This window comes from Streptosporangium sp. OZ121, from assembly GCF_051918885.1.
GTDB lineage: Bacteria > Actinomycetota > Actinomycetes > Streptosporangiales > Streptosporangiaceae > Streptosporangium.
Genome location: NZ_JBPXMC010000004.1, coordinates 34,658 through 61,335, shown reverse-complemented (window position 1 = coordinate 61,335; position 26,678 = coordinate 34,658). Strand labels below are relative to the sequence as shown.

21 protein-coding genes and 1 pseudogene are annotated in these 26,678 nt (G+C 71.5%); 7 read left to right on the top strand and 15 right to left on the bottom strand.

Annotation, left to right across the window (positions count from 1 at the left end; translation table 11 throughout):
• Nucleotides 1-11: 11 nt before the first annotated feature.
• A complete protein-coding gene (add, locus tag ACTOQ1_RS10245) occupies nucleotides 12-1,046 on the bottom strand; it encodes an adenosine deaminase (RefSeq protein ID WP_440066027.1) in 1,035 nt (344 codons plus the stop codon).
• 179 nt (nucleotides 1,047-1,225) lie between these two features.
• Between add and ACTOQ1_RS10240 the strand changes: the two are divergent.
• Nucleotides 1,226-1,651, top strand: a pseudogene (locus ACTOQ1_RS10240) (Clp protease N-terminal domain-containing protein); the annotation flags it as partial.
• 358 nt (nucleotides 1,652-2,009) lie between these two features.
• Here ACTOQ1_RS10240 and ACTOQ1_RS10235 read toward each other — a convergent pair.
• Nucleotides 2,010-3,041, bottom strand: coding sequence for a GNAT family N-acetyltransferase (locus ACTOQ1_RS10235; protein ID WP_440066026.1), 1,032 nt, complete (start codon nucleotides 3,039-3,041; stop codon nucleotides 2,010-2,012).
• A 177-nt stretch (nucleotides 3,042-3,218) separates the two neighbouring features.
• Between ACTOQ1_RS10235 and ACTOQ1_RS10230 the strand changes: the two genes are divergently transcribed.
• On the top strand, nucleotides 3,219-4,619 hold the full coding sequence (locus ACTOQ1_RS10230; protein WP_440066025.1) for an NAD(P)/FAD-dependent oxidoreductase: 1,401 nt from the start codon (nucleotides 3,219-3,221) through the stop codon (nucleotides 4,617-4,619).
• 178 nt (nucleotides 4,620-4,797) lie between these two features.
• On the top strand, nucleotides 4,798-6,411 hold the full coding sequence (locus ACTOQ1_RS10225; protein WP_440066024.1) for an amidohydrolase: 1,614 nt from the start codon (nucleotides 4,798-4,800) through the stop codon (nucleotides 6,409-6,411).
• 4 nt (nucleotides 6,412-6,415) lie between these two features.
• Here ACTOQ1_RS10225 and ACTOQ1_RS10220 read toward each other — a convergent pair whose 3' ends face one another.
• Together ACTOQ1_RS10220 and ACTOQ1_RS10215 are read right to left on the bottom strand one after the other, a co-directional pair.
• A complete protein-coding gene (locus tag ACTOQ1_RS10220; RefSeq protein ID WP_440066023.1) occupies nucleotides 6,416-7,018 on the bottom strand; it encodes a DUF4276 family protein in 603 nt (200 codons plus the stop codon).
• The gene (locus tag ACTOQ1_RS10215; protein ID WP_440066022.1) at nucleotides 7,015-8,166 is read right to left on the bottom strand and encodes an AAA family ATPase; all 1,152 of its coding nucleotides are present in this window, start codon (nucleotides 8,164-8,166) and stop codon (nucleotides 7,015-7,017) included. Before ACTOQ1_RS10215 ends, ACTOQ1_RS10220 begins: the two co-directional genes overlap by 4 nt.
• Nucleotides 8,167-8,406: 240 nt before the next feature.
• Between ACTOQ1_RS10215 and ACTOQ1_RS10210 the strand changes: the two genes are divergently transcribed.
• Nucleotides 8,407-8,589 (top strand): amidohydrolase family protein, encoded by a 183-nt coding sequence (locus tag ACTOQ1_RS10210; RefSeq protein ID WP_440066536.1) that lies wholly within the window; start codon nucleotides 8,407-8,409, stop codon nucleotides 8,587-8,589.
• Between the two features lie 60 nt (nucleotides 8,590-8,649).
• Nucleotides 8,650-9,063: a hypothetical protein gene (locus ACTOQ1_RS10205; RefSeq protein ID WP_440066021.1), complete on the top strand. Its 414-nt coding sequence runs from the start codon at nucleotides 8,650-8,652 to the stop codon at nucleotides 9,061-9,063.
• Between the two features lie 199 nt (nucleotides 9,064-9,262).
• Here the strand turns inward: ACTOQ1_RS10205 and ACTOQ1_RS10200 are convergent, their stop codons facing one another.
• The 5 genes from ACTOQ1_RS10200 to ACTOQ1_RS10180 form a co-directional block, all read right to left on the bottom strand.
• Nucleotides 9,263-10,477 (bottom strand): cytochrome P450, encoded by a 1,215-nt coding sequence (locus ACTOQ1_RS10200; protein WP_440066020.1) that lies wholly within the window; start codon nucleotides 10,475-10,477, stop codon nucleotides 9,263-9,265.
• An 85-nt stretch (nucleotides 10,478-10,562) separates the two neighbouring features.
• Nucleotides 10,563-12,170 carry an acyl-CoA reductase gene (locus ACTOQ1_RS10195; RefSeq protein WP_440066019.1) on the bottom strand — a complete coding sequence of 536 codons (1,608 nt, stop codon included), beginning with the start codon at nucleotides 12,168-12,170 and terminating at the stop codon, nucleotides 10,563-10,565.
• Entirely contained in the window at nucleotides 12,167-13,561 is a 1,395-nt protein-coding gene (locus ACTOQ1_RS10190; RefSeq protein ID WP_440066018.1) for a hypothetical protein, read from the bottom strand. The genes ACTOQ1_RS10195 and ACTOQ1_RS10190 overlap by 4 nt, the downstream gene beginning before the upstream one ends.
• Nucleotides 13,558-19,278: a type I polyketide synthase gene (locus ACTOQ1_RS10185; protein ID WP_440066017.1), complete on the bottom strand. Its 5,721-nt coding sequence runs from the start codon at nucleotides 19,276-19,278 to the stop codon at nucleotides 13,558-13,560. Before ACTOQ1_RS10185 ends, ACTOQ1_RS10190 begins: the two co-directional genes overlap by 4 nt.
• A 141-nt stretch (nucleotides 19,279-19,419) precedes the next feature.
• A complete protein-coding gene (locus ACTOQ1_RS10180; RefSeq protein ID WP_440066016.1) occupies nucleotides 19,420-20,016 on the bottom strand; it encodes an EF-hand domain-containing protein in 597 nt (198 codons plus the stop codon).
• Nucleotides 20,017-20,436: 420 nt separating this feature from the next.
• Here ACTOQ1_RS10180 and ACTOQ1_RS10175 point away from each other — a divergent pair, with 420 nt between their 5' ends.
• Nucleotides 20,437-21,270, top strand: coding sequence for a hypothetical protein (locus ACTOQ1_RS10175; protein WP_440066015.1), 834 nt, complete (start codon nucleotides 20,437-20,439; stop codon nucleotides 21,268-21,270).
• 115 nt (nucleotides 21,271-21,385) lie between these two features.
• Here ACTOQ1_RS10175 and ACTOQ1_RS10170 read toward each other — a convergent pair whose 3' ends face one another.
• A complete protein-coding gene (locus ACTOQ1_RS10170; RefSeq protein WP_440066014.1) occupies nucleotides 21,386-21,628 on the bottom strand; it encodes a DUF6343 family protein in 243 nt (80 codons plus the stop codon).
• A 337-nt stretch (nucleotides 21,629-21,965) separates the two neighbouring features.
• Here ACTOQ1_RS10170 and ACTOQ1_RS10165 point away from each other — a divergent pair, with 337 nt between their 5' ends.
• Nucleotides 21,966-22,472 (top strand): SPW repeat protein, encoded by a 507-nt coding sequence (locus ACTOQ1_RS10165; protein WP_440066013.1) that lies wholly within the window; start codon nucleotides 21,966-21,968, stop codon nucleotides 22,470-22,472.
• Between the two features lie 159 nt (nucleotides 22,473-22,631).
• On the opposite strand, the gene ACTOQ1_RS10160 is transcribed toward ACTOQ1_RS10165, so the two are convergent.
• The 5 genes from ACTOQ1_RS10160 to gap form a co-directional block, all read right to left on the bottom strand.
• Entirely contained in the window at nucleotides 22,632-22,979 is a 348-nt protein-coding gene (locus tag ACTOQ1_RS10160) for an RNA polymerase-binding protein RbpA (RefSeq protein WP_012892502.1), read from the bottom strand.
• Between the two features lie 80 nt (nucleotides 22,980-23,059).
• Nucleotides 23,060-23,290, bottom strand: coding sequence for a preprotein translocase subunit SecG (secG, locus tag ACTOQ1_RS10155; RefSeq protein ID WP_030905020.1), 231 nt, complete (start codon nucleotides 23,288-23,290; stop codon nucleotides 23,060-23,062).
• Between the two features lie 133 nt (nucleotides 23,291-23,423).
• Nucleotides 23,424-24,209: a triose-phosphate isomerase gene (gene tpiA, locus ACTOQ1_RS10150; protein ID WP_440066012.1), complete on the bottom strand. Its 786-nt coding sequence runs from the start codon at nucleotides 24,207-24,209 to the stop codon at nucleotides 23,424-23,426.
• Between the two features lie 81 nt (nucleotides 24,210-24,290).
• Nucleotides 24,291-25,478: a phosphoglycerate kinase gene (locus ACTOQ1_RS10145; RefSeq protein WP_440066011.1), complete on the bottom strand. Its 1,188-nt coding sequence runs from the start codon at nucleotides 25,476-25,478 to the stop codon at nucleotides 24,291-24,293.
• Nucleotides 25,478-26,482, bottom strand: a complete 1,005-nt coding sequence (gap, locus tag ACTOQ1_RS10140; protein ID WP_362685673.1) for a type I glyceraldehyde-3-phosphate dehydrogenase — start codon at nucleotides 26,480-26,482, stop codon at nucleotides 25,478-25,480. The genes ACTOQ1_RS10145 and gap overlap by 1 nt, the downstream gene beginning before the upstream one ends.
• Between the last annotated feature and the right edge of the window lie 196 nt (nucleotides 26,483-26,678).

Here is a 26,678-nt window from a genome sequence, read left to right as displayed (position 1 = left end):
TCCCTGGACCGTCAGGGCGTCGTCCCGGAGTGCCGGGCGGCGACGGCGTCGATCTCGGCGTGGAGTTCCTTCTTGTCCGCCGGGTCCATGGACGAGGCCTCGACGGCGTTGCGGGCCAAGGTGGTGAGGGTCTCGCGGTCCAGGCCCAGCCGGTCGGCGGCCACGCGATACTCGCGGCTCAGGGTGGTGGCGAACATGGGCGGGTCGTCGCTGTTGAGGGTGACGAACAGGCCCTCCTCGATCATGCGGGGCAGCGGGTGCTCCTCGACGCGGGCGACCTGTCCGGTGCAGACGTTGGAGGTGGGGCAGACCTCCAGGGGGATCTGGGTCTCGCGCAGGTGGGCGACGAGGCGGGGGTCGTCCACGCAGGAGGTGCCGTGGCCGATCCGCTCGGCGCCCAGGAGGTCGAGGGCCTCCCAGATGGTCTCCGGGCCGGTCATCTCCCCCGCGTGCGGCAGGCTGCGCAGCCCGGCGGCGGTGGCGGCGCGGAAGGCGTCCGCGAAGACGTCGCGGTACTTCGGGCGTTCCTGCTCGATTCCGGCCAGTCCGAAACCTACCAATGCCTGGGGAGGTTCCCGCAGCGCGTGGTCCAGGGTGACCCGGGCCGCCTCGGCTCCGTACTCGCCGGGGATGTCGAACACGTACGCCATCCGCACCCCGTGCTCCTCGCGGGAGCGCCGGGCGGCCAGGTCGAGCGCCTCGGTGACCTCCCGCATCGGCATGCCGACGACGTGGTGGGCGTACGGCGTGACGGTCAGCTCGACGTGGCGGCCGTTCTGCCCGGCGAGGTCGGCGGCCAGGCCGAGCACCAGGGTCGCCACGTCCTCCGGCTCGCGGACCAGGGCGTTGACCGCCTGGTAGATCCGGGCGAAGTGCGGGAAGTCGGTGAACCTGTAGAAGGCCCGCAGCTCCTCCTCGTCCGTGGGGACGCCCCCGTCGGGGTGGCGGCGGGCGAGCTCCAGCACGGTGGGGACCGAGGCGGAGCCGATCAGGTGGACGTGGAGCTCGACCTTGGGCAGGGCGTCGATGAAGGCGTCGATCGTCATGCGGGGACCCTACGCACGCCACCCCCTGACGCGAAAGCCATTTCCCACGAATCTAACTCTAAAATGTAAGCTTTCATCGACAAGGGGCTGGGAATTGCCCGGGGAGATGTCCTCCCGCTCACCGGCCGTCTGGCGCATAGTGGGGGCAGGCACCTCGACACCCCTCACGGAGGCTTCCCGTGTTCGAGCGCTTCACCGACCGTGCCCGCCGTGTCGTGGTCCTGGCACAGGAGGAGGCCAGACGACTCAGCCACGGCCACATCGGCACCGAGCACATCCTGCTCGGACTGGTCCTCGAGCAGGACGGCGTCGCCGGTCGCGCCCTGCGCGCCTCCGGCATCAGCGGCGAGCGCGTCAGGAACGACGTGGAGGAGATCATCGGCAGGGGCGACAAGAGCCCCGGCGGGCACATCCCGTTCACCCAGCGCGCCAAGAAGGTGCTCGAACTGTCCCTGCGCGAGGCGCTCGGCCTGCACCACACCTACATCGGCACCGAGCACATCCTGCTCGGACTGATCCGCGAGGGCGAGGGCGTGGCCGCCCAGGTGCTGACGGGGCAGGGCGCGCGCCTTGAGGCCGTACGCGCCCAGGTGATCTCGCTGCTCGGGCGGCGCGACCCCGAGCGCGCGGTGACGGCGGAGGAGGGCTTCCACGTCATGGGAGCGACGCTCTCCGCCAGGCTGGACCGCATCCAGGAGAGCCTGGACCGGATCGAGCGCAGGCTGGACGCCATCGAGACCTCCCGCGACACCGGCGACGTCTCCCGCGGCGGCACCACCGCCGGCGGAGACGACGGCGACGCCGGTACGCCCCGGGACGATGACGACGTCTCCGGCGCGTCTCGCGCCCCGGAGTCCCCGCCCCAGGAGGGACAGGCCTCCTGAGGCGGGAACGCGGAAGAGTGCGGCCTCCCCGCTTCGGGACCCCTGAGCGATCTCGAAACGGGAAGGCCACGCGATGGGGTCAGCTCGGGGATGCCGTCGCCATCACGCCCACGGCCAGCCTGGCCTCCACCACGCCGGGGTCCTCGGTGTAGCTCAGGGTCGCGCCGAGCGAGACCAGGAGCCTGCGCATGCGGACGTTGTCGGACAGCAGGGTCGCCCTGACCTCGGCGAAGCCCAGGTCGCGGGCCTGGCGGACGAGCATCCCGGCCAGGGCCGTCCCCAGCCCCCTGCCCTGCCAGCGGTCCTCGACCAGGAACGCCATCTCGGCGATGCCGGGATCCGGGGTGAACATCAGGTTGGCGAGACCGACGACCTGGCCGTCGTGTCCGGCGACGATCGAGTGGCCCCGGCTGCGGTCGCAGAGCCGGTCGAAGACCTTCGGCGGCAGCACCGGCATCGAGGTGAAGTAGCGGAACCTGCGGGCCTCCGGCGAGCAGCGGTCGTGCAGGTCGCGTACGGCCTCGCGGTAGAGCCGGGTGAGCGGGCGGACACTGACCTCGACGCCGTCGGAGAGCTTGATCTCGCGGTCGGTCCCGGACTGCTCGACGGGGGGCTGCGCGAGGCGGACGAAGGAGGCCGCGCGGGCGGCCTCGGTCAGGGTGAACGGCAGCTCGGCCCGGCGGATCCTGATCGCGCGGCGCGGTGCCACGGGCACGGTCAGCAGGGTCGGGTCCGGAAGATCGCTCATCTCCGAACCGTAGACCCAGCGGGAGTCGTCGGCGCGCAGCAGTTCCCCCAGCAACTCGGGCAGGCGCCAGGGCGTCATGCGCAGCCGGGAGGCGAGCAGCAGGACGCGGGTGGGCTCGTCGGTCAGCTCGTGGGCGGTGGCGGTGACGACCTGGACCCGGCGCCCGCCGGCGGCCTCCAGCGCCTCGCGCACCGCCTCGGCCCCGGCGGGGATGTCCGTGACGAACTCGTCGACCGTGCCGTCCACGTCGGTCTGCACGCTCAGACCCAGGATGTTGCCACCCTTGGCGGCGAGCGCGGCGGCCAGCGAGGCGAGCCGTCCCGGTCGCTCGTCAACGGTCGTACGAATCCTCAGAAACCCCATCAAATGCTCCCTCTGTTGAGGGATAGCCTTTCCTGACACTGTTACGGGACTGCTACACATGAGTGAGCCCATCGTTACGTCTGGGAAGATCACTCATTACTCGGCAGTACGGCGTTTCTGCAACGGTTTCCGTTGACAGGCACACCCAGATAGACGGATATAGCAGGATATGAGGCCATGAGCACGCGCGTTCCCCTGGCTGGGGACTTCGTCAACGGAGACGTCTCCTTCTGGTACCGCTCCCTCGGCATCCCCTCCCCCGGTGCCCCTCTCGCCGGGGACCTCGACGCCGACGTGGCCATCGTCGGCGCCGGCTACACGGGCCTGTGGACCGCCTACTACCTGAAGAAGGCGAGCCCCGGCCTGCGGATCGTCGTGCTGGAGAAGGAGTTCGCCGGGTACGGCGCCTCCGGGCGCAACGGCGGCTGGCTGGTCGGCGAGCTTGCCGGCACCCCCGAGCGCTACGCCAGGACGCACGGCGCGGACGCGGCCAGGCGGCTGCAGCGGGTGATGTTCGAGACCGTCGACGAGGTCGTCGCCGTCGCCGAGGAGGAGAAGATCGACGCCGACATCGTCAAGGGCGGCGTCACCACGGTCGCCACCAACATCGCCCAGGACCGGCGGCTGCACCAGCTGCTCGCCCACGAGCGCCACTGGGGCTGGACCGAGGAGGACGTGCGGCTGCTCGACCCCGCCGAGCGGGAGGAGCGCCTGCGGGTGGACGGCGCGGTCAGCGCGATCTGGAGCCCGCACTGCGCCAGGATCCAGCCCGCCAAGCTGGCCAGGGGCCTGGCCGAGACCGTGCGGAACCTCGGGGTGGAGATCTTCGAACGCACCCCGGTCACCGAGATCGCCCCGCGCGAGGCCCGCACGCCGTACGGCACCGTCCGCGCCGAGTACGTCATCCGCGCCACCGAGGGCTTCACCGCCGAGCTGAGGCAGTACCACCGGACGTGGCTGCCGATGAACAGCTCGATGATCGTCACCGAGCCGCTGGGCGCGCTGTGGGACGAGATCGGCTGGGCGGGACACGAGCTGCTCGGCGACATGGCGCACTACTACATGTACGCCCAGCGCACCGCCGACGGCAGGATCGCGTTCGGCGGGCGCGGCAAGCCCTACCTGTACGGATCCCGGGTGGACGACCGGGGCCACACCCACGAGTGGACGATCGAGGCGCTCTGGGAGCTGCTGACCGGGATGTTCCCCGCGCTCAGGGCCTCCCGGGTGGCGCACGCCTGGTCCGGGGTGCTCGGGGTGCCCCGCGACTGGTGCGCCACCGTGCACGTCGACCACACCACCGGCATCGGCTGGGCGGGCGGCTACACCGGCCACGGGGTGACCACGACCAACCTCGCCGGCCGTACCCTGCGCGACCTGATCCTGCGCGAGGACACCGAGCTGGCGTCCCTGCCCTGGGTGGACCGCAAGGTGCGAGGCTGGGAGGTGGAACCGCTGCGATGGCTCGGCGTGCACGCCATGTACGACCTCTACCGCCGGGCCGACGCCAGGGAGAAGGCCGGGCTCGGCCGCACCTCGGTGCTGGCCCGCGTCGCCGACTCCATCACCGGACGCTGAACGCCGGTGAAACGGGCCCGGACGACACCGCACGCCGGATGTCCGACGCCGGACGCCGGTGGACGCCCGGAGAAACCTCACGCTGGACCTCGGCCGGTCGAGCGTGCAATGTGAGTGATCAAGCGGCACCCCGGGGCGCCAGCGGCATCCGGGCCACCGACAGAAGGATGGTGCAACAGTGAGCGACCTGCTCTTCCGTGGCGGCCGGGTCTTCCTCGCCGCCGACGCCTTCGCCGAGGCGGTACTGGTCCGGGACGGCCGTGTCGCCGCCGTGGGCGCGGAGTCCGACGTCGCAGGCCTGGCCGCCCCCGGCCACGAGACCGTCGACCTGGACGGCGGGCTGCTCACCCCCGGCTTCACCGACGCGCACCTCCACCCGGTGCAGGCGGGCCTGGAGCGGGCCAGGTGCGACCTGTCCGCGGTCTACGGCCTGCCGGAGTATCTGGAGCGGATCACCGCCTACGCCGGATCCCACCCGGACCACGAGTGGATCGACGGCGGCGGCTGGGACATGTCGGCCTTCCCCGGCGGCCTGCCGCACCGCTCCCAGCTCGACGTCGTCGACCGGCCGGTCTACCTGATCCAGCGCGACCACCACGCCGCCTGGGTGAACAGCCGGGCCCTGGAGCTGGCCGGGATCACCCGCGACACCCCCGACCCCGCCGACGGCAGGATCGAGCGCGACGCCGACGGCACGCCGAGCGGCGTGCTGCACGAGGGCGCGATGGACCTGGTCGGCCTGCTCACCCCGCGCCCCACGGCGAAGGACCTGCACGACGCGCTGATGGAGGCCCAGGACCACCTGTTCTCCCTCGGCGTCACCGGCTGGCAGGACGCCATCGTCGGCTCCTACGCGGGCTACGACGACCAGCTGCCCACGTACGTCTCGGCGGCGGCCTCCGGCGCGCTGCGGGCCCGCGTGGTGGGCGCGCTGTGGTGGGACCGGGCGCGCGGCGCCGAGCAGATCCCCGAGCTGCTGGAACGGCGCCGCTCCGCCGAGGGCCTGGAGCGGTTCCGCGCCACCTCGGTGAAGATCATGCAGGACGGCATCACCGAGAACTTCACCGCCGCGGTGATCGAGCCCTACTGCCGCTGCGGCGGCACCGGCCTGTCGTACGTCGACCCGGCGCTGCTGAGGGAGTACGTCGCCGAGCTGGACCGGCACGGCTTCCAGGTGCACTTCCACGCCATCGGCGAGCGGGCCGTCCGCGAGGCGCTGGACAGCCTCGAGGGGACCGACCCGGCCAACCGGCACCACATCGCGCACCTGCAGATCGTCGAGCCGTCCGACGTGCCGCGCTTCGCCAAGCTCGGCGTGACCGCCAACCTGCAGCCGCTCTGGGCCACCCACCACGCCCAGATGGACGAGCTCACCCTCCCCTTCCTGGGCGAGGAGCGCTCCGCCTGGCAGTACCCGTTCGCCGACCTGCGGCGCAACGGCACCCTGTTCTGCGCGGGCAGCGACTGGCCGGTCTCCGACGCCGACCCGATCCAGGGCATGCACGTGGCCGTCAACCGCACCGAACCCGGCGGCTCACTGCACGCGGGCTACCCGACGGCGCAGACCCCCTTCCTGCCCGGCCAGAGCCTCACCCTCGCCACCGCCCTGACGGCCTACACCGCGGGCTCGGCCCGGATCAACCACGACGACGACGCGGGCACCATCGTCCCCGGCAACCGCGCCGACCTCGTCGTCCTGGACCGCGACCCCTTCACCGAACCGGCCGCCGACATCTGGCGCACCAAAGTAGCCATGACCTTCGTCGACGGCCAGGAGGTCTACCGCCGCTGACCGCTCATGCCCCGGCGGACCGCATCAGGCGTTCGACATCGCGCCAGAACTTGTCGAAGGAAGGCGCGTTCTTGCGCGCCTGCGCCATGTCGAAGATCGCGGTCAGGGCTGCCTGATCAGCCGTCGGACGGTAGGAGGTGCCGTCGGTCTTACGAGCCGAGAGCCAGCCCTTCGCATCGCGGGGCCCCTCAGGCTCTACGGGTGGTTCGAGGGGGTTCGCCAACCCCCTCTGGCCCGCGAGCGACGTGGCGGCGGCGAGGAACCACGCCTCGAACTCCCGGTTGGCGAGGACCGTCGAAATCTCCCGGTCACCGCGTGCCAGCCGGGCCCGCTCCAGGAGCGCGGGGCCGGTCGTCGCGGGGCAGTCGTCATCGGCGTCGATCAGCAACAGGATCCCGCCTCGACCGTCGACCTGGTAGGAGGCCTGGAGCACGGCGCTCTCGATCCCTCCCGGAGCGACCAGCTTGGAACGCGGAACCCGGCGCGGCGTCGGAATCCGTATCGTCCAGACCGAGAGTTCCAGCGCGATCCTGCGGAGCAGGACGGGAAGCGCGGCGACCTCTCCCTCCCCCTCGACGATGGCGGCGATGGTGACCGCCTCGGTCATTCGGCCTCCCCGGTGCCGGGCCTGAGCTGGTTGCCGCGCATCAGCTCCCCGATGGTGGCCCGCCGGTCGTCGACGAGGCGACGGCTCACGTCGTCGATCTCACCGATCGTCGTGAGCCCATCCGTCATGGTCACGACGCGTACGGACGCCGGATCGAAGTCGTCGCGGTCGAGCAGGTCCGCGCTCTGCGTGGTGACCACCACCTGGACATGCTCGCTCGCCTCGCTCAACGCGTCGAACAGCACCCCCGCGGCCGCCGGGTGCAGCGACGTCTCCGGTTCCTCGATTCCCAGCAGGGTCGCCTCGCCTTCGAGTACGGCGGGCTGGAACAGCGCGGTCAGCAGTCCCGCCGCGCGCAGCGTCCCCTCGGACATGGCCTCGGGGCCGAACACCATCTCTCGATCCGCGTGACGGGTAAGAAGCTCAACGGTGGAATAGGTGTCCAGAAGCCGCTGATCGATGCTGACGGTCCCGGGAACGATGGCTCCCATGTAGTCGTCGATCCGTGCCTTGAACGCCGGATACCGCTGCGTGAGGGCTCCGAGTACCGATCCCAGCCGCCTTCCTTCGCCATCCAGCGTGGCCCCGGCGGACCTGGACTGAACCTGTCGCATCAGGCCCGCGTCCAGGTGGTAGAAGAGCATGCGGCGCAGGCCGCGGTAGACCTCACTGAAAACGCCCTGGGTGGCGGCCAGCGGGAGATAGAGCCGGTCCGGCTCGATACCACCCTCACCTGTCTGGTTGAAGAAGCCATGAGTCATGACGAAGTTGACTTCTTCGAAACTCGACCGCGGCTGAGCGGCACGGACGAAACACCGCTCTCCGAGCACCAGAAGCGGACGGCGACCGGCGGGGTCCCCGCTGACGACGAAGCTGTACGTGACCGACAACGGCTCTTCGTCCGGCCGGATGACGAACTCCAGCAGGACGCCGAAACCCTTCGTGTCCTTCTGGCCCCGCCGGCTCACCTCGTCCAGGCCGCCGCGTCTCATCAGGGCGTCGGCGGGTGTCGTCTCCAGCGCGTCCACCACGAACCTGAGCACGTCGAGGAAATTGCTCTTCCCCGCCGCGTTGGGACCGAGCAGCACCAGGAGAGGCGTGAAGGTGACATCACACGACGCGATGCTCTTGTAGTTCTCCACCTTCACGCGTCGCAGAAACGGTACGGCCTGCCCCATCACACCCCCGCCATGTCGATCTGTCCTGTGGCGGCGGCCACAACCGGCGCCTACCCGCGTTCCACCAGGAAACCGGCGCCACCACGATAGCGGTTCGACCCGTCCGGAGATCGAAAAGGCAGTCCGGTCCCAAAGGCCCCGGGTCCCCGGGAGTTTCCTGCCCGGCCAGAGCCTCACCCTGGCCACCGCGCTGACGGCCTACACCGCGGGCTGACGGCCTACACCGCGGGCTCGGCCCGGATCAACCACGACGACGCGGGCACCATCGTCCCCGGCAACCGCGCCGACCTCGTCGTCCTGGACCGCGACCCCTTCACCGAACCGGCCGCCGACATCTGGCGCACCAAAGTAGCCATGACCTTCGTCGACGGCCAGGAGGTCTACCGCCGCTGACCTCTCCCAGCGGTGAGCAATGCGCCGGAATTGTCGCCATGGCCCGTTACGCTCTGCGGCATGACTACTCGGTTCACGGCCCGGGTCGCGGGAGTGGCGGAAGACCACGATCTGGAGTGCCTGTCCGCCGGTGTCGCCGAAAGCGATGACGGCGACGGCATGGAGCTGATCTTCATGTGCGGCCTGTTCGAGGACGAGGAGGAAGACGTCGAGGAGTCGGAGATGGACAGCCACTGCCTGGTCACCGCCGGCCAGGCGACCGCGTACGGGGCCGTCAGCGAGATCACTCTTCGTGACAGGGTGCTTCGCGTCGTCATCGCTCCGCACGCGCTGGAAGAGCTGGGTCTTGACGACCCCGAGATCGAAGCGGTCCTCGAAGTCGACGATGAGGTGATCGACCGGCTCCGGCTCGCCCTGCGACGCATCATGGCCTACGGCCCGGTTGACGCCCGCCCGGCAGTCGTTCAGCTGTGACGGTGCCGCCGAGCTTCCGTTCGGTGGTGTTCAGGACGCGGGCGACCGTCCCTCCTCCCACGCCGGATCACGGTCGGTGCCCCCTCGGGCGTACACCCGTTCGGCTTCGGCGAGCGGCTCTTCGACTCCCTTCGCTCGGCCCACCCCGAATCGGGGCCCCCGCCCGGCCCGTCTCCTTCAGGAGCCGTGAGCCCCAGGTCTACCTGCGCCGGCCGAGCGACGTCCGGAACCGTACGGGCAGCCGGTCGAAGCAGATGTGGCGGCCGTTCTCGTAGAAGCGCCGGGGTTCGCCGAAGAGCTCGTAGCCGGGGTGGCGGGCCAGCTCGCGCAGGACCACGAGGAACTCGGTGCGCGCGAGCTGGGCCCCGATGCAGAAGTGCACGCCCGTCCCGAAACCGAGGTGGCGTACCAGGCCCCGGTCGAGCCGGAACCGCTCCGGGTCGGGGAACTCGGCGGGGTCGCGATTGGCGGCCCCGGCGAGCAGGATGACCCGCGATCCCTCAGGGATGGTGACGCCGCCGACCTCGACGTCCCGGGTGGTGAACCGGGTGCCGTGGTCGACCGGCGTCCAGAGCCGCAGCGTCTCCTCGACGGCGGCGGGCATCAGCTCGGGCCGCTTGCGCAGCCGGTCCTGCAGGCCGGGTTCGCGGGCCAGCTGCCACAGCAGGTGCGACAGGGCGTTCATCGAGGTCTCGTGGCCGGCGACGGCGAAGCCGACCATCATGACGTGGAGTTCCTCGTCGGTGACGGGCCTGCCGTCGATCGTCTCGCGGACCAGCGTGGACAGGTAGTCGTCGCCCGGTTGTTCCCTGGCCCGGCGGATCTCCTCCTGGAACAGCTCCGCGAACTGCGGCCAGAAGCCCTCCGCGCTCTCGTCGCTCGGCATGCGCGCCCAGGTGTTGCTGGTCAGGTCGCGGATGCGGCGCTGCGCCGCGTCGGTGAAGCCGACCGCGAGCGACACCACGGCGAGCGGCAGCGGCACCGCGAGCTCGGCGACGAGGTCACCGCAGCCCCGCGCGACGATCGGCTCGACCAGGTCCGCGACCAGGCGGCGCAGTTCCGGTTCGAGCTGCCGCGCCCGGGCCGGGGTGAACGGGGGTTTCATCAGGGTGCGGAACGCGGTCTGCCGGGGCGGGTCGTACTCCAGCGGCGCGAAGGGCGGCGTGCCGGCGGCGCGGGGGAAGAAGACCCCCGACGCCGAGCTGAAGGTCTCGTGGTCGCGCAGCGCCGCCTCCACGTCGCGGTAGTGCGACAGGATCCACACGCCGCCGTACGCGCGGGAGAAGGCGACCCGCGACCGGTTGCGGATGCCGCGGTGGACCAGGCAGGCCAGGTCCGGGTCGAAGCGCGGATGGTGGTGGTCGAAATCGGAGATCAGCTGCTCGACGACGTCCTCTTCCCGCTCCGCCTTCACTGCCGCTCCCTGTGGTCGAAGATCACCGAATGTCGCGGGGACAGGAGCCGGAGACTCCGGACGCCTGCCGCGAGGTGAGGACGGCTCATCGCACGTCCCACGAGGAAGCCCCGGGGTGCAGGTGGCCGAAGGGGTGGACGTCGGCGGGGTCGTAGGTCTCGTCCACGATCCACTTGACCATCCTGCGCAGCGGCTCGATGGCGTCCTGCGGCAGCTCGGCCCGCACCCGGGTGGCGTAGCCGAGGGACACCAGCCGCTGGGCGCCGTAGAGCGGCACGACGTCTCGCAGCTCCCGCTTGAGCGCCTCGGGATAGACGCCCACGGTCTGCGTGTAGGCGTTCATGCCGCGCACCGCGTCCCAGGCCGAGCCGACGGGCACCACGTTGACCACCCGGCCCGACAGCGAGGGATGGAACTCCACCGGCTCGGGCAGCCGCGAGACGATGACCGCGCCCTCGTCGCGGCGCCCGCCGATCACGTCGTACCAGTCGGCGCTCGCCCGGATCGCGAGCAGGTCGGCGCGCAGCCCCGGGTCGAACCGCCTGGCCGCCGTGCTGACCTGCTCGGGCAGCCGGAGGATCTCCTCGTACAGCAACCTGCCCCAGCGGGCGGCCCGGTCGACGTCGGTGACCGCGTAGACGACGCGGGCGTTGAAGCAGCCGAGCTGGTTGAGCGCGCCGACGTCCACCGCCGCCAGCCGGGCGGTCTCGGCCATCCGCTCGTCGTCGGAGAACGCCTCGGGGCCGATGACGGTGGCGCTCAGCTTCGGGTCGAGGGAGATCAGCTCCAGGCCCGGCCTGACGTAGCCGGTGACGTGCCGGATGGAGGCCAGCCCGCCCCAGGCCACGATCTTCTCGACATGGGCCGGCTGGTAGAGCCGCCGCTCGAACGCCTCGGAGCCGCCCTTCCAGTAGACGACCGCGAGATGGCGGGTGAGCGGGTGGTCGGGGGCCATCTCTGCCATGGTCCGCGCGATCGCGAGCGCGGTCAGCGGGTCGTTCGACGGCGTCTTGACGATGGCGTCGCCACGGGTGACGGCGTTGCGGATCACGGTGAGCGCGGCGATGATCGGGCTGTTGCCGGCGATGACGTGCACGGTCCGCGCGCCGAGGGCGCGGACCGCCGCGCGGCCCCCGTCCGCGGTGGGCACCTCGTGCCACCCGTCCAGGTGCCCGGCCCCGACGGTCCGCTCCACCACGGCCCGCACCGCCTCCGGGCGGAACAGGCCGGGCAGCTGCTCGTACGACGCGGCGAGCAGCGGCGGGGTCATGTCCGACCACGCGGCCGACCGTTCGAGGGCCTCCCTCAGCAACGCGTTGCGCGACGGCGCGAGGCGCGGCCCGAGCTCGGCGAGGAAGCCGACGATGTCGTCGACGCGCAGCGCGTTCAGGTCCCGCATGCGCGCCGGGTCCCCCAGCGGCAGCCGGTCGAGCAGGCCCATCGGGTCGGGGGCGAGGAAGGACGCCTCCGGTCCCCGGCCGGTGAAGGGGACCAGGCCGGTGTCGACCGTCTCGCCCCGGATGAAGGCCGGGATCGTCAGGTCGGCCCTCGCGGCCCCTGCGGCCCCCGCGGGCTCCCGCCGTGGCCCGTCGTTCCCTGCCCGCGTCTCCCCTCGCGTCCGGTCGTCTCCGGTCCGGGTCTCCCGCCGTGGCCCGTCGTTCCCGGCGAGGGTCTCCTCCCGCCCCGCGCTCATGACAGCGCCCCGTTGAGGAACTCGAGGGCCTCGGTGAGCGCCTCCGGGGTCGCGGCACATGTGATCTTGTCGTCGCCGCCGTTGCCGCCGAACCTGCCGATGGCGGTCGACAGGCCCGGCGTGGTGCGCCCGCACCGGCACGCCGACCAGTCGACCGTGACCTCGTCGCCGGAGACGAACCCGCCCCAGTGCACGTCGGCCATGAGGTCGAGGAAGGCCGCCCGTCCCGTCCGCACCCCGCTGCGCGGCAGCGGATCCCCGGTCTCCGGGTCGAGGACGTAGAGGATCACCCAGGGCTCGATGTGGTAGCGATCCGCGTCGCAGAGCAGGTTGACCGCCATCACCTCGGTCATCGCGTAGCAGAGCCGCGGCCGGGGCACCCCGAAGAAACGCCCGACCGGCTCCGCCCAGTCGGCCGGCAGCGCCGTGCCCTTCGCTCCCCCGCCGGAGAAGACGAACGAGTCCGGCGCGAAGACGGCCTCGATGCCCCGGACCAGCCCGGCGGTCGCCATGGCGTGGTGGACGCTCCACAGGCCGAGCGAGGCCACGCGCCGCCCGCCGAGCGTGTCGGCCAGCTCCTCGACGAACCGCGCCATCCCGGCGCCGGTGGCCCGCTGCGCCTCCTCGAACTCCGCGCGGCGCGCCTTCAGCGCCGGCGGGATCTCCAGCCGGTCGACCTCGCCCCTGGCCGCCGCGGCGCGCAACCGGCCGGCGAGGAACATGACGTCGGCGCTGAGCGAGCCGGGGTGCAGGGCGTGGAACCGGTCGGGGGTGTCGGCCATCTGCTCCGCCATCGCGCCCGCGTGCCGGTCTATCCCGCCGCGCCCGGTGCGGAATCCCGGCCAGACCACGTCCATGGGTTCCCGCCACGGCACGCCGTCGGGAAGCGCGTCCAGGCGCACCGTGCGGTACAGGGCCGCGTACTCCTGGCGGGTGTGCGGGATGAACGACATCGTGCCGGACGTACCGGATGAGTGGGCCAGCCGCAGGTCGGTCCGGGCGTCGAGGAGGTCCAGCCACGCGTCGATCGAGTCGCAGCCGGAGAAGTCGACGCCGCCGAGGTCGACGGTGGTGAGCCTGCCGAGCCAGGTCGCCAGCTGGTCGAACCGGTTGTCCAGGAGCAGGGAGACGGGATACGACTTGTAGACCGTGTGCGGGAAGAGCAGGGGCGCCGCGTCGTCCAGCGTCCCGATCTCCCCGATGCGCTGCTCGTCGGCGATGGTGCGCAGCACCGGGATCCGGTCGCGGAGCTCGGCGTAGCGCATCCGCAGCGCGGCGAGCTGCAGCGCGGCCAGCCGGTCGGGGGCGAGCGTGTGCATCCGCCATCGCGAGGGCCCGAAGAACCCGACGGGATCCTCCGCGAACAGGCGTACCTCGGTGTCCGCCGTCATGGGTCACTCCTTCGCTGCTCGGCCAGATAGTCGGTGATGTCGGAGACCGTGGGGCGATTCCACAGCAGGCTCATCGGCAGGCTGATCCGCAGCCGCTCGGAGAGCGTCCGGCGCAGCATGACCGCCAGCAGCGAGTCGACGCCGATCTCCGCGAGCGGGCGCCGCACGTCCACCGCCTCGGGGTCGGTGCGCAGGGCGGCCGCGACCGCCCGCCGCACCTCGCCCCGCAACAGGTCGGCGAGGGGGGCGCCGGACAGGTCCCGCCAGTCGGGGCCCTGGTCCGCGCCGGGGGCCGGAGACGGGCCGGGGTCGCCGGCCAGGTCGCGCAGCAGCGGCGGCCGGAGGATGCCGGGGGTGACGGGCAGGACCCGCAGCACCGCCAGCTCGGCGTTGCCGGCCGGCCCTTCCGCGACCAGCGACTCCCACGCCAGGAGCGCCTCCCCCGGGGTGATGTCCGCCGTGCCCCGGGCACGCAGCTCCGCGTCGACGACCGCCGAGGAGGCCGACATGCCCAGGCCGCGCCAGCTCGTCCAGGCGAGGGAGAGGACCGTGTCGTCTCCCCCGGCCCGCCGGTGCCTGGCCAGACCGGACAGGAAGGCGTTCGCCGCCGCGTACGAGGCCTGCCCCGGGAGACCCAGAAGCTGCCCGGCGGAGGAGAAGAGCACCAGGAAGTCCAGCGTCCCCGGCGGGAACGCCTCGTGGAGCGCGAGTGCCCCGGCCACCTTGGGCCGCATCACCGCCCGCAGCGCCTCCTCCTCGTACGCGCGCAGCAGCCGGTTGTCGACCACGCCCGCCGCGTGCACCACCCCGCGGACCGGTGGCAGGCCGAGCGTGCCGGGGTCGGCCAGCCGGGCGAGGCCGGCGGTGTCGGCGGTGTCGGCTATGTCCGCGGCGACCGTCCGCACGGTGACGCCCCTCGCCTCCAGGGACCTGACCGCGTCGATCGCGTGCCGCGTCACCGGCTCGCGGACGGCGTCCCACCGGTTTCGGGGAGGCAGGGCGGTACGGCCCAGCAGGAGCAGCCTGCGGGCCCCCCGGTCGGCCAGCCATCCCGCGACGCGCAGGCCGAGGGCGCCCAGGCCCCCGGTGACCAGGTAGGTGGCCCCGGCCCGGCAGAGCGGACCCGGCCGCGCGGGCCGCCGTCCCGTGACACGCTCTCGCGCCTCGGGGCGGTAGGGCACCAGGCGGGCGCCGCTCACGGCACCGTGCTCGACGGCGACGACGTCCTCCCCGCACCGGCTCCCCAGCAGCCGGACCAGGGCCGAGAGGTCGTCGTCGCCCGGTTTCCCCGGCAGGTCGACGAGACCGCCCCACACCTCGGAGTACTCCGTGGCGGCCACCCGCGCCAGTCCCCACAGCGCCGTCTGCGCCAGTCCCGCCGCGCTCTCCGGCTCCCTGGCCGAGGAGGTGACGCACCACAGCCGGGCCCGGCCCGCCTCGCCCAGCAGCCGCGCGGTCTCCGCCAGGCGCGCGGCCAGCCGGGTCGCGGTCGCCGCGATGTCCTGACCGGTCTCCATCGGGTCCGTCACGGACGGCGCGGGCGGCAGCAGGACGACCGCGTCGTCCTCCGTCAGGCCGAAAAGCAGCTCGCGGAGCCCGTCGCGTCCGGCGGGCCCATCAGAGTCGTCACTCCCGTCACGCCCGTCACGCCCGTCGCGTCCGGGGACCGTGTCGAACCGGATGCCCCGCCGCGTGAGAAGTCCGCCGAGAGCGTGCGCGAGGCCGTCCCCGTCATCCGGCGCCGTGCTCGTGCCTGTCCCGACCAGCACCACCCGGTGCGGCGCCACGCCGGGCGCGCCGTCCGGTGCCGGGGCCAGCGGTTTCCAGACCACCTCGTGCAGGAGGTCGCCCGTCCCCGTTCCCGCCGCCGGGTCCGGCTCGGGCTCGGGGGTGGTGTAGCGCACCTCGCGCAGGACGGCCACCGTCCGTCCGCCGAGGGTGGCGACGCGGATGTCGACCGTGTCCGGCCCGGTGGTGGTCACGCCGACCAGGACCCTCTGCTCCGCGGGCGGGTCCGTGACCAGGGTCGCCTCGGCGATCCGCACCGGCATGCGCAGCTCGGCGCGGCCCGCCGGGGCGACGGCCGCGACGCCTCCGGCCGAGAACGCGGCGTCCAGGATCGACGCCCAGGTCGGCCGGGGCAGGGTGCCTTCCGGGTCCGCCGCCACCAGTGCCGTCAGCGTGCACGGGCCACGGCGCAGTTCCTCGATCCGCCAGGGGAAGCCCATCGCCGCCACACCGGCCCCGGCGAGCGTGTCCACCACCCAGCCGGCGTCGACGACCTCGTCCTCCGGCCCCCCGCCCGGCCCGTCGCCCGGCGTGCCCGCCGGTTCGCCGGCCGACCCTGCGTCCGGCCCCTCGTCCGGCTCGCCACCCGGCGCGCTCACCGGTCCACCGGCCGGTCCGTTCTCCGGCCCGTCACCCGGTCCGGCGTCCGGCCCGCCGCCCCGCCAGGCCGCCTCCACGTCGCCGGACGCCTCGGGCCCGTCGCCGAGCAGGGCGGCGCAGTGGGTGAGCCACCCTTCGCCGGGATCCCGGTGGCCGTGGTCCGCGCCGGGTTCCGAAGGGTGGTCCCGGCGGCCGGCGCCGGGGCGGGAGGAGAGCCTGAGCGTCCCGTCCTGGTGAACCACCTGGAGCTCGCGCGACACGGCCGTGGTGACGGGAACCCGCATCTCCACCTCCCTCAGGGTGCCCGCCCCGCCCCGCCCGGCCCCCTCGGCCTCGCGGATCGCCGTGGCCGCCTCGAGGAAGGTGTTCAGCAGCACGGCCGCGGGCACGATCTCCGTACCGCGCACGGGATGGGCGCCGGGGAACGGCCGGGTGGAACGGTCCAGCACCGTCCGCCACACATCGGCCCGTGAGGTGGCGAACACCGCCGTCCGCGCCCCCAGCAGGGTGTGGCTCTCCGGGGCGTGAGGTCTCCCTGCCGTCTCGGGAAGCTCGTGCCCGGCCCAGTGGGGCACGTGCAGCCAGGCGTTCGCCGGCAGGTCGACGAGCTCGCCCGCCCCCTGGAGCGCGGTCCAGTCCACCGGTACGCCATGGCAGTGCAGCAGGGCGACGTTGCCCGCCATGGCGCGGAGCCCGTCCTCGCCACGACGGAGGCTGTGCGCCACGACGGCGTCCTGGATCCCCGCCGACCCGAGCGTCTCCACGATTGAGTGGCACACCACCGGGTGCGCGGAGACCTCCAGGAACGTCCGGTGGCCGTCCTCGGCCGCGGCGAGGACGGCGTTCGCGAAGAGCACCGGGTCGCGCAGGTTGGTCTCCCAGTAGGGGGCGTCCCGCGCGGCCGGGTCGCGGGGGTCGGGCAGCGCGGTCGTGTAGAGCGGGACGGCGGGCCCGGCCGGGCGCAGGCCGGCGATCGCCGCGCGCAGGCCGGCGCGGAGCGGGTCCATCTGCGGGCTGTGGAAGGCGACGTCGGAATCGACCCGCCGGACCTCGACGCCGTCGCGCGCCCAGCACGCGGCCAGCCGTTCCAGCGCCTCCGGCGTACCGGCCACCACCGTGGAGTACGGCGAGGCGGCGACGGCCGCCGACACCGTTCCGACGCCCGCCACCTGGTGGGCCACCTCCTCGTACGGCAGCGAGACCATGGCCATCGCCCCGCGTCCGGTGACCCGCGACAGCAGCCGCGAACGGCGGCAGACCAGCCGGGCCCCGTCCGCCACGTCGAGCACGCCGGCGGCCACGGCGGCGGCGATCTCCCCCACCGAATGGCCGATCACGGCCGCGGGCCGGACACCGGCGGAACGCCAGAGCGCGGCGAGCCCCGCCTGGACGGCGTACAGCAGCGACTGGACGCGCCCGGTGCCGCCCAGCTCGCCCGCCCGGATCGCCAGAACCGGGGAGAAGCCCATCTCCACCTGGTAGATCGGGTCCAGCCGTTCGATCACCTCCGCGAAGGCGGGCTCCGCGTCCAGCAGGTCCCGGCCCATGCCCGCCCACTGGGCACCGTGGCCGGAGAACACCCACACCGGGTCGCGTCTCCCCCGCGGCGGCACCCGGGCGGAGACGACGCCCCGGGGCGTGCCGGGGGTGTCGCGGGCCAGGGAGCGCAACCGCTCGACGAGCTCCGTCCGGTCCGCGGCCACCACGGCCGAGCGGGCCGTCAGGTGGGACCGGTGACGGGCCAGCGTCCCGCCCACGGACGCCAGGTCGGCCCGGTCATGGGCGTCGAGCCAGTCGGCGAGCCGTCCGGCGGCCAGGCGCACGGCGGCCGGGTTCGCGCTCGACAGCGGGTACACCCGCACCGGCGCGCACCGCGGGACCGGCCCGGAGGCCGGGTGGCGGGTCTCCGGGACGTCGCGGGTCTCCGGGAACACGGCGTGGGCTGCGGGGGCGGCATCCTGGACTGCGCCTCGGACTGCGCCTCGGACGGTGCCTCGGACGGTGCCTCGGACGGTGCCTCGGACGGCGCCTCGGACGTCTTCTTGGAGAACGAGGTGCGCGATCGTTCCGCCGTACCCGTATCCGGCGACTCCCGCGAGCCGGGGACGGCCGGTGGAGGGCCACGGCGTCGTCGCGGTGACCAGCCGAAGGCCGTTGTCACCCCATGGAATGGCCGGGTTCGGCCCGGACAGCATCGGGGTGGCCGGGATGACGCCGTGCCCGATCGCGAGCACCGCCTTGATGAACCCCGCGACCCCGGCGGCGGCCTCGAGGTGCCCGATGTTGGGCTTCACCGCGCCGACCAGGCAGGGCACTCCGGTCACGCGGCCGGCGCCGAGCACCGAGGCCAGCGCGCCCGCCTCGACGGGATCGCCGACCGGAGTGCCCGTTCCGTGGGCCTCGACGTAGTCGACCGTGTCCGGGCGGACGCCCGCGCTCCGGTAGGCGCGGCGCAGGAGATGCTCCTGGGCCTCGCGGCTGGGAGCCATGATGCCCTCGGTCCGGCCGTCCTGGTGCACGGCGCCACCGATGATCACGGCGAGGACCCGGTCTCCGTCGCGTCGGGCGTCGCCGAGCCGCTTGAGGACCACGACCCCGGCTCCCTCGCCCCGCCCGTATCCGTCGGCCCGCGCGTCGAACGCCTTCGAGCGCCCGTCGGGGGAGATCGCTCCCGCGGCGTCCAGGACCACGCTGTATCCGGGGCCGGCCAGCACCACGACCCCACCGGCGAACGCGAGCGGGATCTCGCCGAGCCGGAGGCTCTGGCACGCCTGGTGGATCGCCACCAGGGAGGACGAGCAGGCCGTGTCCAGCGCCACGCTCGGGCCGCGGAGATCGAGCGCGTGGGACACGCGGTTCGCGACGCCGCAGTGCGAGGCGCCGACCCCCGTCCACGCCTCGATCCGCGGCAGGTCCTCCAGCAACCGGCGCCCGTAGTCGTCGGCGGCGACGCCGGCGAAGACGCCGGTGTCGGATCCGGCGAGGTCCGCGGGCGGGATGCCGGCGTGCTCCAGCGCCTCCCAGGCGACTTCGAGAAGGATGCGCTGCTGGGGGTCCATCAACCGCGCCTCACGCGGCGAGATGCCGAAGAATTCACTGTCGAACCCCGATATGTCGGCCAGGAAGCATCCGCGGGCCGTGGTCCGGCGGAGGACCGCCGCGTCCTCGGGGCCGCGGTCCGCGTAGCGAGCCCACCGGTCGGCGGGAACCTCGCCGACCGCGTCGCCCTCGTCGAGCAGGAATCTCCAGAAAGCCGCCGGAGAGTCGATCCCCGCGGCGAACCGGCATCCGAGGCCGATCACCGCTATCGGTTCGTGGGCGGTGGGCACACGAGCCTCCCTTCCGGGGGTTCCGACGGAGACGAAAGGCTCCTGGCGTGGCCGGAGAATCACGCCAGGAGCCTTTTCGACGTCAACGGTTCGCCAAACCCGGGCGGACCGTCAAAGGGCCTTCAAAGGGCCGCCAACAGGTCAGAGCTTCACCCGGTTGCCGTCCCAGATGTCCTTCTCCCAGATATCGCCGAAAAGCCAGTTTCCCGGGGCGTCGGGGTCGAGGCTCGTGTAGAACTCCTTCCACGCGATGACGAGTTCGTCGACCGAGAGATTTCCGTTTCCGTTCACGTCGAGCCTCGCGAAGGAGATGCGGCTGTTCTCCTCGGACGTGCCGAACGCCTTGTGGAACTTGGCGAACTCCTCCGCTCCGACCGTGCCGTTGTCGTTCTTGTCGCAGAGGTTCCACAGGGCCTGCGCGGCCGGCCGGAACGCCGTCTCGAAGCCGCTGGGATCGTCGATCCAGGCCTGCCGCATGCCCTCCCTGAACTCCTCCGGGGTGATCTTGCCGTCGTGGTCGGCGTCGAGCTTGCCGGTGAGATGCTGCCAGAACTGGCCGAAGCTGCGGAGCAGCTCAAGGGCCTTGGGCGAGTCGAAGGGCTCCTCGAGGTAGGCGATGACGCGCGCGCCGAGCGCGATGCAGTCGGCCATCTCCAGGATGCCGTCGTCGTTCTGGTCGCCGTGTCCGAAGCACACGTCGTACTTGCGCTCGATGAGGTCGCGTTGCAGGAGTTCCACCACCGTGACACCACTTTCTCGCCGATGGCCGCGAAGAATGGCGGCCGATTTGAATTCGACGACGGCTTGTCGCCGCCGGTATTGCCAGCGATGAATAATGAGCACAGGGGGGACGCCCATGGTTCATGTCATTTCCGTGAGCATTGAGTTTCCCCTGATCAGCGGCACCTACGGTTGATTATTATTGCGTCAAACGGGCGCCGTCAAGACGGCTGATGCATTTCTTTTGCGGGTCAGAAAGGACGCGTATCGCCCGATATATCACTACAAAGAATAGAAATTAAATGGACGTTCATCGCAGCCCTCGGGCGCGCCGACCGGCCACGCCCGCGACCGGTCCCGCCGCCCGTACGGCCCTCGCCGCCCCCGGCGGGCACGGCGATCCTATGGTGGGGACGAGCCGCGACCCGAGGAGCCTTCGTGAACGACCTGCCCATCTGCGCCACCTGCGGGGTCCAGTACGCCGCCCCCCGGGAGAACTGCCCGATCTGCGAGGACGAGCGGCAGTACGTCGGCTGGGAGGGGCAGCGCTGGACCTCCCTGAACGAGCTGCGCGCCACCGGGCACCGGTCACTGGTCGCCGAGGAGGGCACCGGGGTGGTCGGGGTCGGCACCGATCCCGCCACGGCCATCGGGCAGCGGGCGCTGCTGGTCCGCACGCCCGGTGGCAACGTGCTGTGGGACATGGTCACCCACCTCGACGACGAGCTGGTCAGGCAGGTCACCGAGCTCGGCGGGATCGACGCCATCGCGATCAGCCACCCGCACTTCTACGGCTCGATGGTGGAGTGGGCGCACGCCTTCGACGCGCCGATCCACCTCCACGCGGCCGACCGCGAGTGGGTGGGCCGCCCCGACGACTCCGTCGTGTTCTGGGAGGGCGACACCCACGAGATCCGCGAGGGGCTGACGCTGATCAACGCGGGCGTCCACTTCGACGGCGGCCAGGTCATGCACTGGCGCGACGGCGAGGAGGGTCGGGGCGCCCTGTTCTCCGGCGACATCCTCCAGGTGGTCCAGGACCGCCGCTGGGTGAGCTTCATGTACAGCTACCCCAACCTCATCCCCGAGCGGCCCGGCACGATCCGCCGCGCCCTGTCGCTGTTGGAGCCGTACTCCTTCGAACGCGTCTACGGCGGCTGGTGGAAGCGGATCGTGCACACCGACGGCGCCGAGGCCGTCCGCCGCTCCGCCGACCGCTACCTCTCCCACGCCCTGGACGACTCCCATGCCCTGGACGACCGACCGAGGTGAGCGGGGCCTCTCGCCGATGAGGCACCGGAACGCGACCCCCGGGCGAGGCTCCGGAGCGGGATCCCGCCCTTCCGCGAGCCGCCGGCCATGAAAACACGCCCGTGCGCGCGGTCTCCTACTCGAAAAGGGTGTGCCGCTCACCGCGCCGGCGTCTGCGGGCGATCCGGATCCCGACCACCACGATGTCCACCACGGCGACGACCGCCGGCACGGCCAGGGCCACGGCGAGCGCGGTGATCCCGGCCCACGCCGACAGGAGGGCCAGAGCCGTGCACACCACCAGGCCGAAGACCGCCAGGAAGAGCCGCAGATTCAGCGCGCTCTTCGGGTGGTCGTGCGTTCCCGTCTTCTCGTCCATAAGGTCACCTCCGGGCAACCTCGCTCCCCTCGGCTCTCGTGTTCGCGCGAGGGGGTGTGACCCGTCTCGTACCCAGGACGTCCCGCGCCACCCCCGTGGCGCCGTCGTGGCGACCGCGCCGGTTCACGGCGGGTTCCCCTCCTCCACCGCCTCCACCACAAGGGGTCACGACGTGGCGGGCCCGCCGGAGCCGACCGCCGGATTCCGTATCCCGGCGATGTCATTAGACAATCTTGCCCTCTTTTGGGCTCTTTGGTGCTTATGTCGGGTATATCACCATAAATACGCTTTGGCGGGACATCGAAAACTACGGGACACCGGTAAGGGGGAATGGGGCATGACGAGACCCACAAGTCTGGAACACCACCCCGATCTCATCGAGATGCGGGAAAGGTACGAACGAGCAGGCTCCAGTTCGATAGCCCAGGTCATCGAAGGCCTGAGCCTCCTGGCGGGCCTGTATCTGGCGATCTCACCCTGGGTGGTCGGCTTCAACGGCCTGTCCAGACTCACCGTGAGCAACCTCGTCACCGGCATCGCGGTCGCCGCCCTGGCCCTCGCCTTCGCGTCCGCCTACGGCCGGACGTACGGGATCAGCTGGGTCGCGCCGGTCATCGGGATCTGGACCATCCTGGCTCCCTGGATCACCGGCTCGGCGACGAGGGGGAGCATCTGGAACAACGTCATCACCGGCATCGTCATCCTGCTGCTCGGCCTGGGAGCCGCGGCGATGGCCTCCAAGAAAATGACCAACATGTCGCAAAGAAGAGGCATGTCCCACATGGGCGACACATCCAATAGGTCAGACATGCCGCACAGGCCCGACCTGCCCAACAGGCCCTAGTCGGGGCGCGGCGCGCGGCGGAGGCCGCCCCGGGAGCGCTTGGCCCCGCCCCGCAGGCTCCCGACGAGTCGCGGCCACGGCACGCGAAAGACCCCCGTGAGGATCTCCCACGGGGGCCTTTCAGGCGTGCGTGCCGGTGCCGCCGGACCGTAGACCCGGCTAGTAGATGGGGCGCGAGGAGGAGCGCAGCCGCTCCAGGGCCTCGGCCAGGATCTGCGCACCGTCCTTGTCGCTGCGGCGTTCCTTCACGTACGCGAGGTGCGTCTTGTAAGGCTCGTTGCGCGGCGGCGCGGGCGGGTTGGCCTCGTCCTGACCGGCGGGGAGGCCACACCGGGGGCAGTCCCAGAACTCGGGAACGGCCGCGTCGCTGGCGAAACTGGGGCGCGTCTCATGCATGTTCGCGCACCAGAAAGGCACCCGAACACGGGGGGCCGCCTCGCCGCGCTCCGCCTCCCCCATCGGGCCGGCACCGACACGGCTGCCACGGATCGCGTTGCCACTACCCACGGATGAACTCCTTGCTCGATGGCCCCGACGCTTGGGGATGCGGGGACTGAACCACTGTCACGCCTGTTGAAGCAGCCGGGTCAGGGCCGCAGAAGCAGGCCCAGCGCGATGATGCAGACGAACCAGACGACACCGGTGATGACGGTGAGCCTGTCAAGGTTGCGCTCCACCACGGAGGAGCCTCCGAACGACGACGAGAAACCGCCACCGAACAGATCCGAGAGACCACCGCCCTTGCCCTTGTGGAGCAGGACGAGCAGCATCATCAGCAAGCTCGACAGGATGAGGGCGATGGAGATTCCGATTGTCACCGTTGACCTGTTCCCTATGTGCGCGTGACCCGCGTCCGGGCACGACCCGTGATGTACGCCGAAGGCGTGACGATTCAAACTTGCTCTAAGAGGGTATGACGTGCTGTCAAGTCGTACCCACCGAATGGCTCAGTCAGCTCGACAATTCGCCAAAACGGCAAATCTTGACGAACTCCCCGGGGTCGAGGCTCGCGCCACCGATCAGGGCACCGTCGACATCAGGCTGTGCCATGATGCCGGCGATGTTGTCAGACTTGACCGACCCACCGTAAAGGATACGGACACCGGCGGCCACTTCGGCGTCGTACAGCTCGGCGAGTCGTGACCGGAGTGCCCCGCAGACCTCCTGCGCGTCGTCCGGGGTGGCCACCTCGCCGGTGCCGATAGCCCACACCGGCTCGTAGGCGAGCACGACGGAGGCGGCCTGCTCGGCGGTGACCTTGCGGAGCCCGCCGTCGAGCTGGGCGACGCTGTGGGCCACCTGGCCACCGGCCCGGCGGACCTCCAGGCCCTCTCCCACGCACAGGATGGGGGTGAGCGAGTGCCGGTAGGCAGCCTGCACCTTGGCGTTGACGACGTCGTCGTCCTCGCGGTGGTACTGGCGGCGCTCGGAGTGGCCGGCGAGCACGAAGGTGCAGCCGATCTTGGCGAGCATGGCCCCGGAGATCTCTCCGGTGTAGGCGCCGCCGTCGTACTGCGACAGGTCCTGCGCGCCGTAGACGATCCGCAGCTTGTCGCCGTCGACCAGGGTCTGCACGCCGCGCAGGTCGGTGAACGGCGGCAGCACGGCCACCTCGACCCGGTCGAAGTCCTTGTCGTTCAGCGCGAAGGCGAGCTTCTGGGTGTGCGCGATGGCCTCAAGGTGGTTGAGGTTCATCTTCCAGTTGCCTGCCATGAGCGGTTTACGAGGTGTGCTCATCGTTCGCTCACCACTCCCTGTTGACTACGCGGACGGCGTCGGTCGTCGACCGGCCACTCCGCTCACCGCGTGGGTTCACTTCTACCGCTCCAGCGCCACGAGTCCGGGGAGGGTCTTGCCCTCCAGGTATTCGAGGCTGGCCCCGCCACCGGTGGAGATGTGCGAGAACCCGTCCTCGGCCAGGCCGAGCCTGCGCACGGCGGCGGCCGAGTCTCCGCCGCCGACGACGGTGAAGGCCTGCGAGGCGATCAACGCCTCGGCGACCGCGCGAGTTCCGCCGGAGAAGGCCTCGAACTCGAAGACGCCCATCGGGCCGTTCCAGAACACCGTCCTTGCGTCGGCCAGCTTGCCCGCGAACAGCTCGCGGGTGCGCGGGCCGATGTCGAGTCCCTCGCGGTCGGCCGGGATCGCGGTGGCGTCGACCACCTCGTACTCGGCGTCCTCGGCGAACTCGACGGCCGCCAGGACGTCGACCGGCAGGACGATCTCCACGTCGCGCTTGGCCGCCTCGTCGAGGAAGCCCCGCACCTTGTCGAGCTGGTCCTCCTGGAGCAGCGACTTACCGACCTCGTAGCCCTGGGCCTTCAGGAAGGTGTAGGCCATGCCGCCGCCGATGAGGAGCCGGTCGACCTTGGTGAGCAGGTTGCCGATGACGCCGAGCTTGTCGGAGACCTTGGCACCGCCGAGCACCACGACGTACGGTCGCTCGGTGTCGTCGGTCAGCTTCCTGAGCACCTCGACCTCGGCCAGGACCAGCCGGCCCGCGGCGTGCGGCAGCAGGCCGGGCACGTCGTAGACGCTGGCGTGCTTGCGGTGCACCGCGCCGAAGCCGTCGCCCACGTAGACGTCGGCGAAGGCGGCCAGCCTGGCGGCGAACTCCGCCCGCTCCGCGTCGTCCTTGGACTCCTCGCCCGGCTCGAAGCGCAGGTTCTCCAGGAGGGCCACCTGGCCGTCCTGGAGGGCCTCCACGACCCCTTGGGCGGAGGTGCCGACCACGTCGGTCGCGAAGGCGACGTCGGCGCCCAGGAGCTCACCCAGCCGCTTGGCGACGGGGGCCAGGGAGTATTCCGGGTTCGGCTTGCCCTTGGGGCGTCCCAGGTGCGCGACGACGACCACGCGGGCGCCCCGGCCCGCGAGCTCCTTGATCGTCGGCACCGAGGCGCGGATGCGGCCGTCGTCGGTGATGACGTCCCCCTCCAGGGGGACGTTGAGGTCGGCGCGTACCAGGACGCGCCGACCATCCACGTCGAACTCGGAGATGTCCTTCATCAGAGGTCGGCGCCGACCAGCTCGATGAGGTCGACGAGACGGTTGGAGTAACCCCACTCGTTGTCGTACCAGCCGACGACCTTGACCTGGTTGCCGATCACCTTGGTGAGGGGCGCGTCGAAGATGCAGGACGACGGGTCGGTGACGATGTCGGAGGAGACGATCGGGTCCTCGCTGTAGGTGAGGTAGCCCTTGAGCTCGCCCTCGGCCGCGGCCTTGAGCGCGGCGTTGACCTCCTCGACGGTGGTCTCTCGGCCGACCTCGACGGTGAGGTCGGTGGCCGAGCCCGTGGGGATCGGCACGCGCAGCGCGAAGCCGTCGAGCTTGCCCTTGAGCTCGGGCAGCACCAGGCCGATGGCCTTGGCGGCGCCGGTCGAGGTCGGCACGATGTTGATCGCGGCGGCGCGGGCGCGGCGCAGGTCGCTGTGCGGGGCGTCCTGCAGGTTCTGGTCCTGCGTGTAGGCGTGGATCGTGGTCATCAGACCCTTCTCGATACCGAAGGTGTCGTTGAGGACCTTGGCCATCGGCGCCAGGCAGTTGGTGGTGCAGGAGGCGTTGGAGATGACCGTGTGGCTGGCCGGGTCGTACTTGTCGTGGTTGACGCCCATCACGACGGTGACGTCCTCGTTCTTGGCCGGGGCCGAGATGATGACCTTCTTGGCGCCGTTCTCGGCGTGCACGCGGGCCTTGTTGGCGTCGGTGAAGAAGCCGGTCGACTCGACGACGACGTCCACGCCCAGGTCGCCCCAGGGCAGCTTGGCGGGGTCGCGCTCGGCGAACGCCTTGATCGTCTTGCCGTCCACGATGATCTCGTCGGCGGTGCTCTTCACCTCGTACGGCAGGCGGCCGAGGATGCTGTCGTACTTCAGCAGGTGGGCGAGCGTGGCGTTGTCGGTCAGGTCGTTGACCGCGACGATCTCGATGTCCTTGCCGCTGGCAGCGACCGCGCGCCAGAAGTTGCGGCCGATGCGGCCAAATCCGTTGACGCCTACGCGGATGGTCACGGTGCCGATCTCCTCGTACGTCGGTGCGCCGGTCTCTCGGATCGGCGACTTGGGGCGGGCTGAAACCTCAACCACGAACCTTATCGGACCCAAATTGGCCTAGACCACTTGAGGGGGTGCTCCGTTATTCGTTAACCCACGAACAGGTATCGCACCATTCAAGTAAAGTGCCCGACTCGTCACCGTAAATGCCTCC

Bases quoted from the DNA above. Each gene is read 5' to 3' on its own strand.
- add (WP_440066027.1), bottom strand. From the start codon at position 1,046: ATGACGATCGACGCCTTCATCGACGCCCTGCCCAAGGTCGAGCTCCAC.
- ACTOQ1_RS10235 (WP_440066026.1), bottom strand. From the start codon at position 3,041: ATGGGGTTTCTGAGGATTCGTACGACCGTTGACGAGCGACCGGGACGG.
- ACTOQ1_RS10230 (WP_440066025.1), top strand. From the start codon at position 3,219: ATGAGCACGCGCGTTCCCCTGGCTGGGGACTTCGTCAACGGAGACGTC.
- ACTOQ1_RS10220 (WP_440066023.1), bottom strand. From the start codon at position 7,018: ATGACCGAGGCGGTCACCATCGCCGCCATCGTCGAGGGGGAGGGAGAG.
- ACTOQ1_RS10205 (WP_440066021.1), top strand. From the start codon at position 8,650: ATGACTACTCGGTTCACGGCCCGGGTCGCGGGAGTGGCGGAAGACCAC.
- ACTOQ1_RS10195 (WP_440066019.1), bottom strand. From the start codon at position 12,170: ATGAGCGCGGGGCGGGAGGAGACCCTCGCCGGGAACGACGGGCCACGG.
- ACTOQ1_RS10190 (WP_440066018.1), bottom strand. From the start codon at position 13,561: ATGACGGCGGACACCGAGGTACGCCTGTTCGCGGAGGATCCCGTCGGG.
- ACTOQ1_RS10170 (WP_440066014.1), bottom strand. From the start codon at position 21,628: ATGGACGAGAAGACGGGAACGCACGACCACCCGAAGAGCGCGCTGAAT.
- ACTOQ1_RS10165 (WP_440066013.1), top strand. From the start codon at position 21,966: ATGACGAGACCCACAAGTCTGGAACACCACCCCGATCTCATCGAGATG.
- tpiA (WP_440066012.1), bottom strand. From the start codon at position 24,209: ATGAGCACACCTCGTAAACCGCTCATGGCAGGCAACTGGAAGATGAAC.
- ACTOQ1_RS10145 (WP_440066011.1), bottom strand. From the start codon at position 25,478: ATGAAGGACATCTCCGAGTTCGACGTGGATGGTCGGCGCGTCCTGGTA.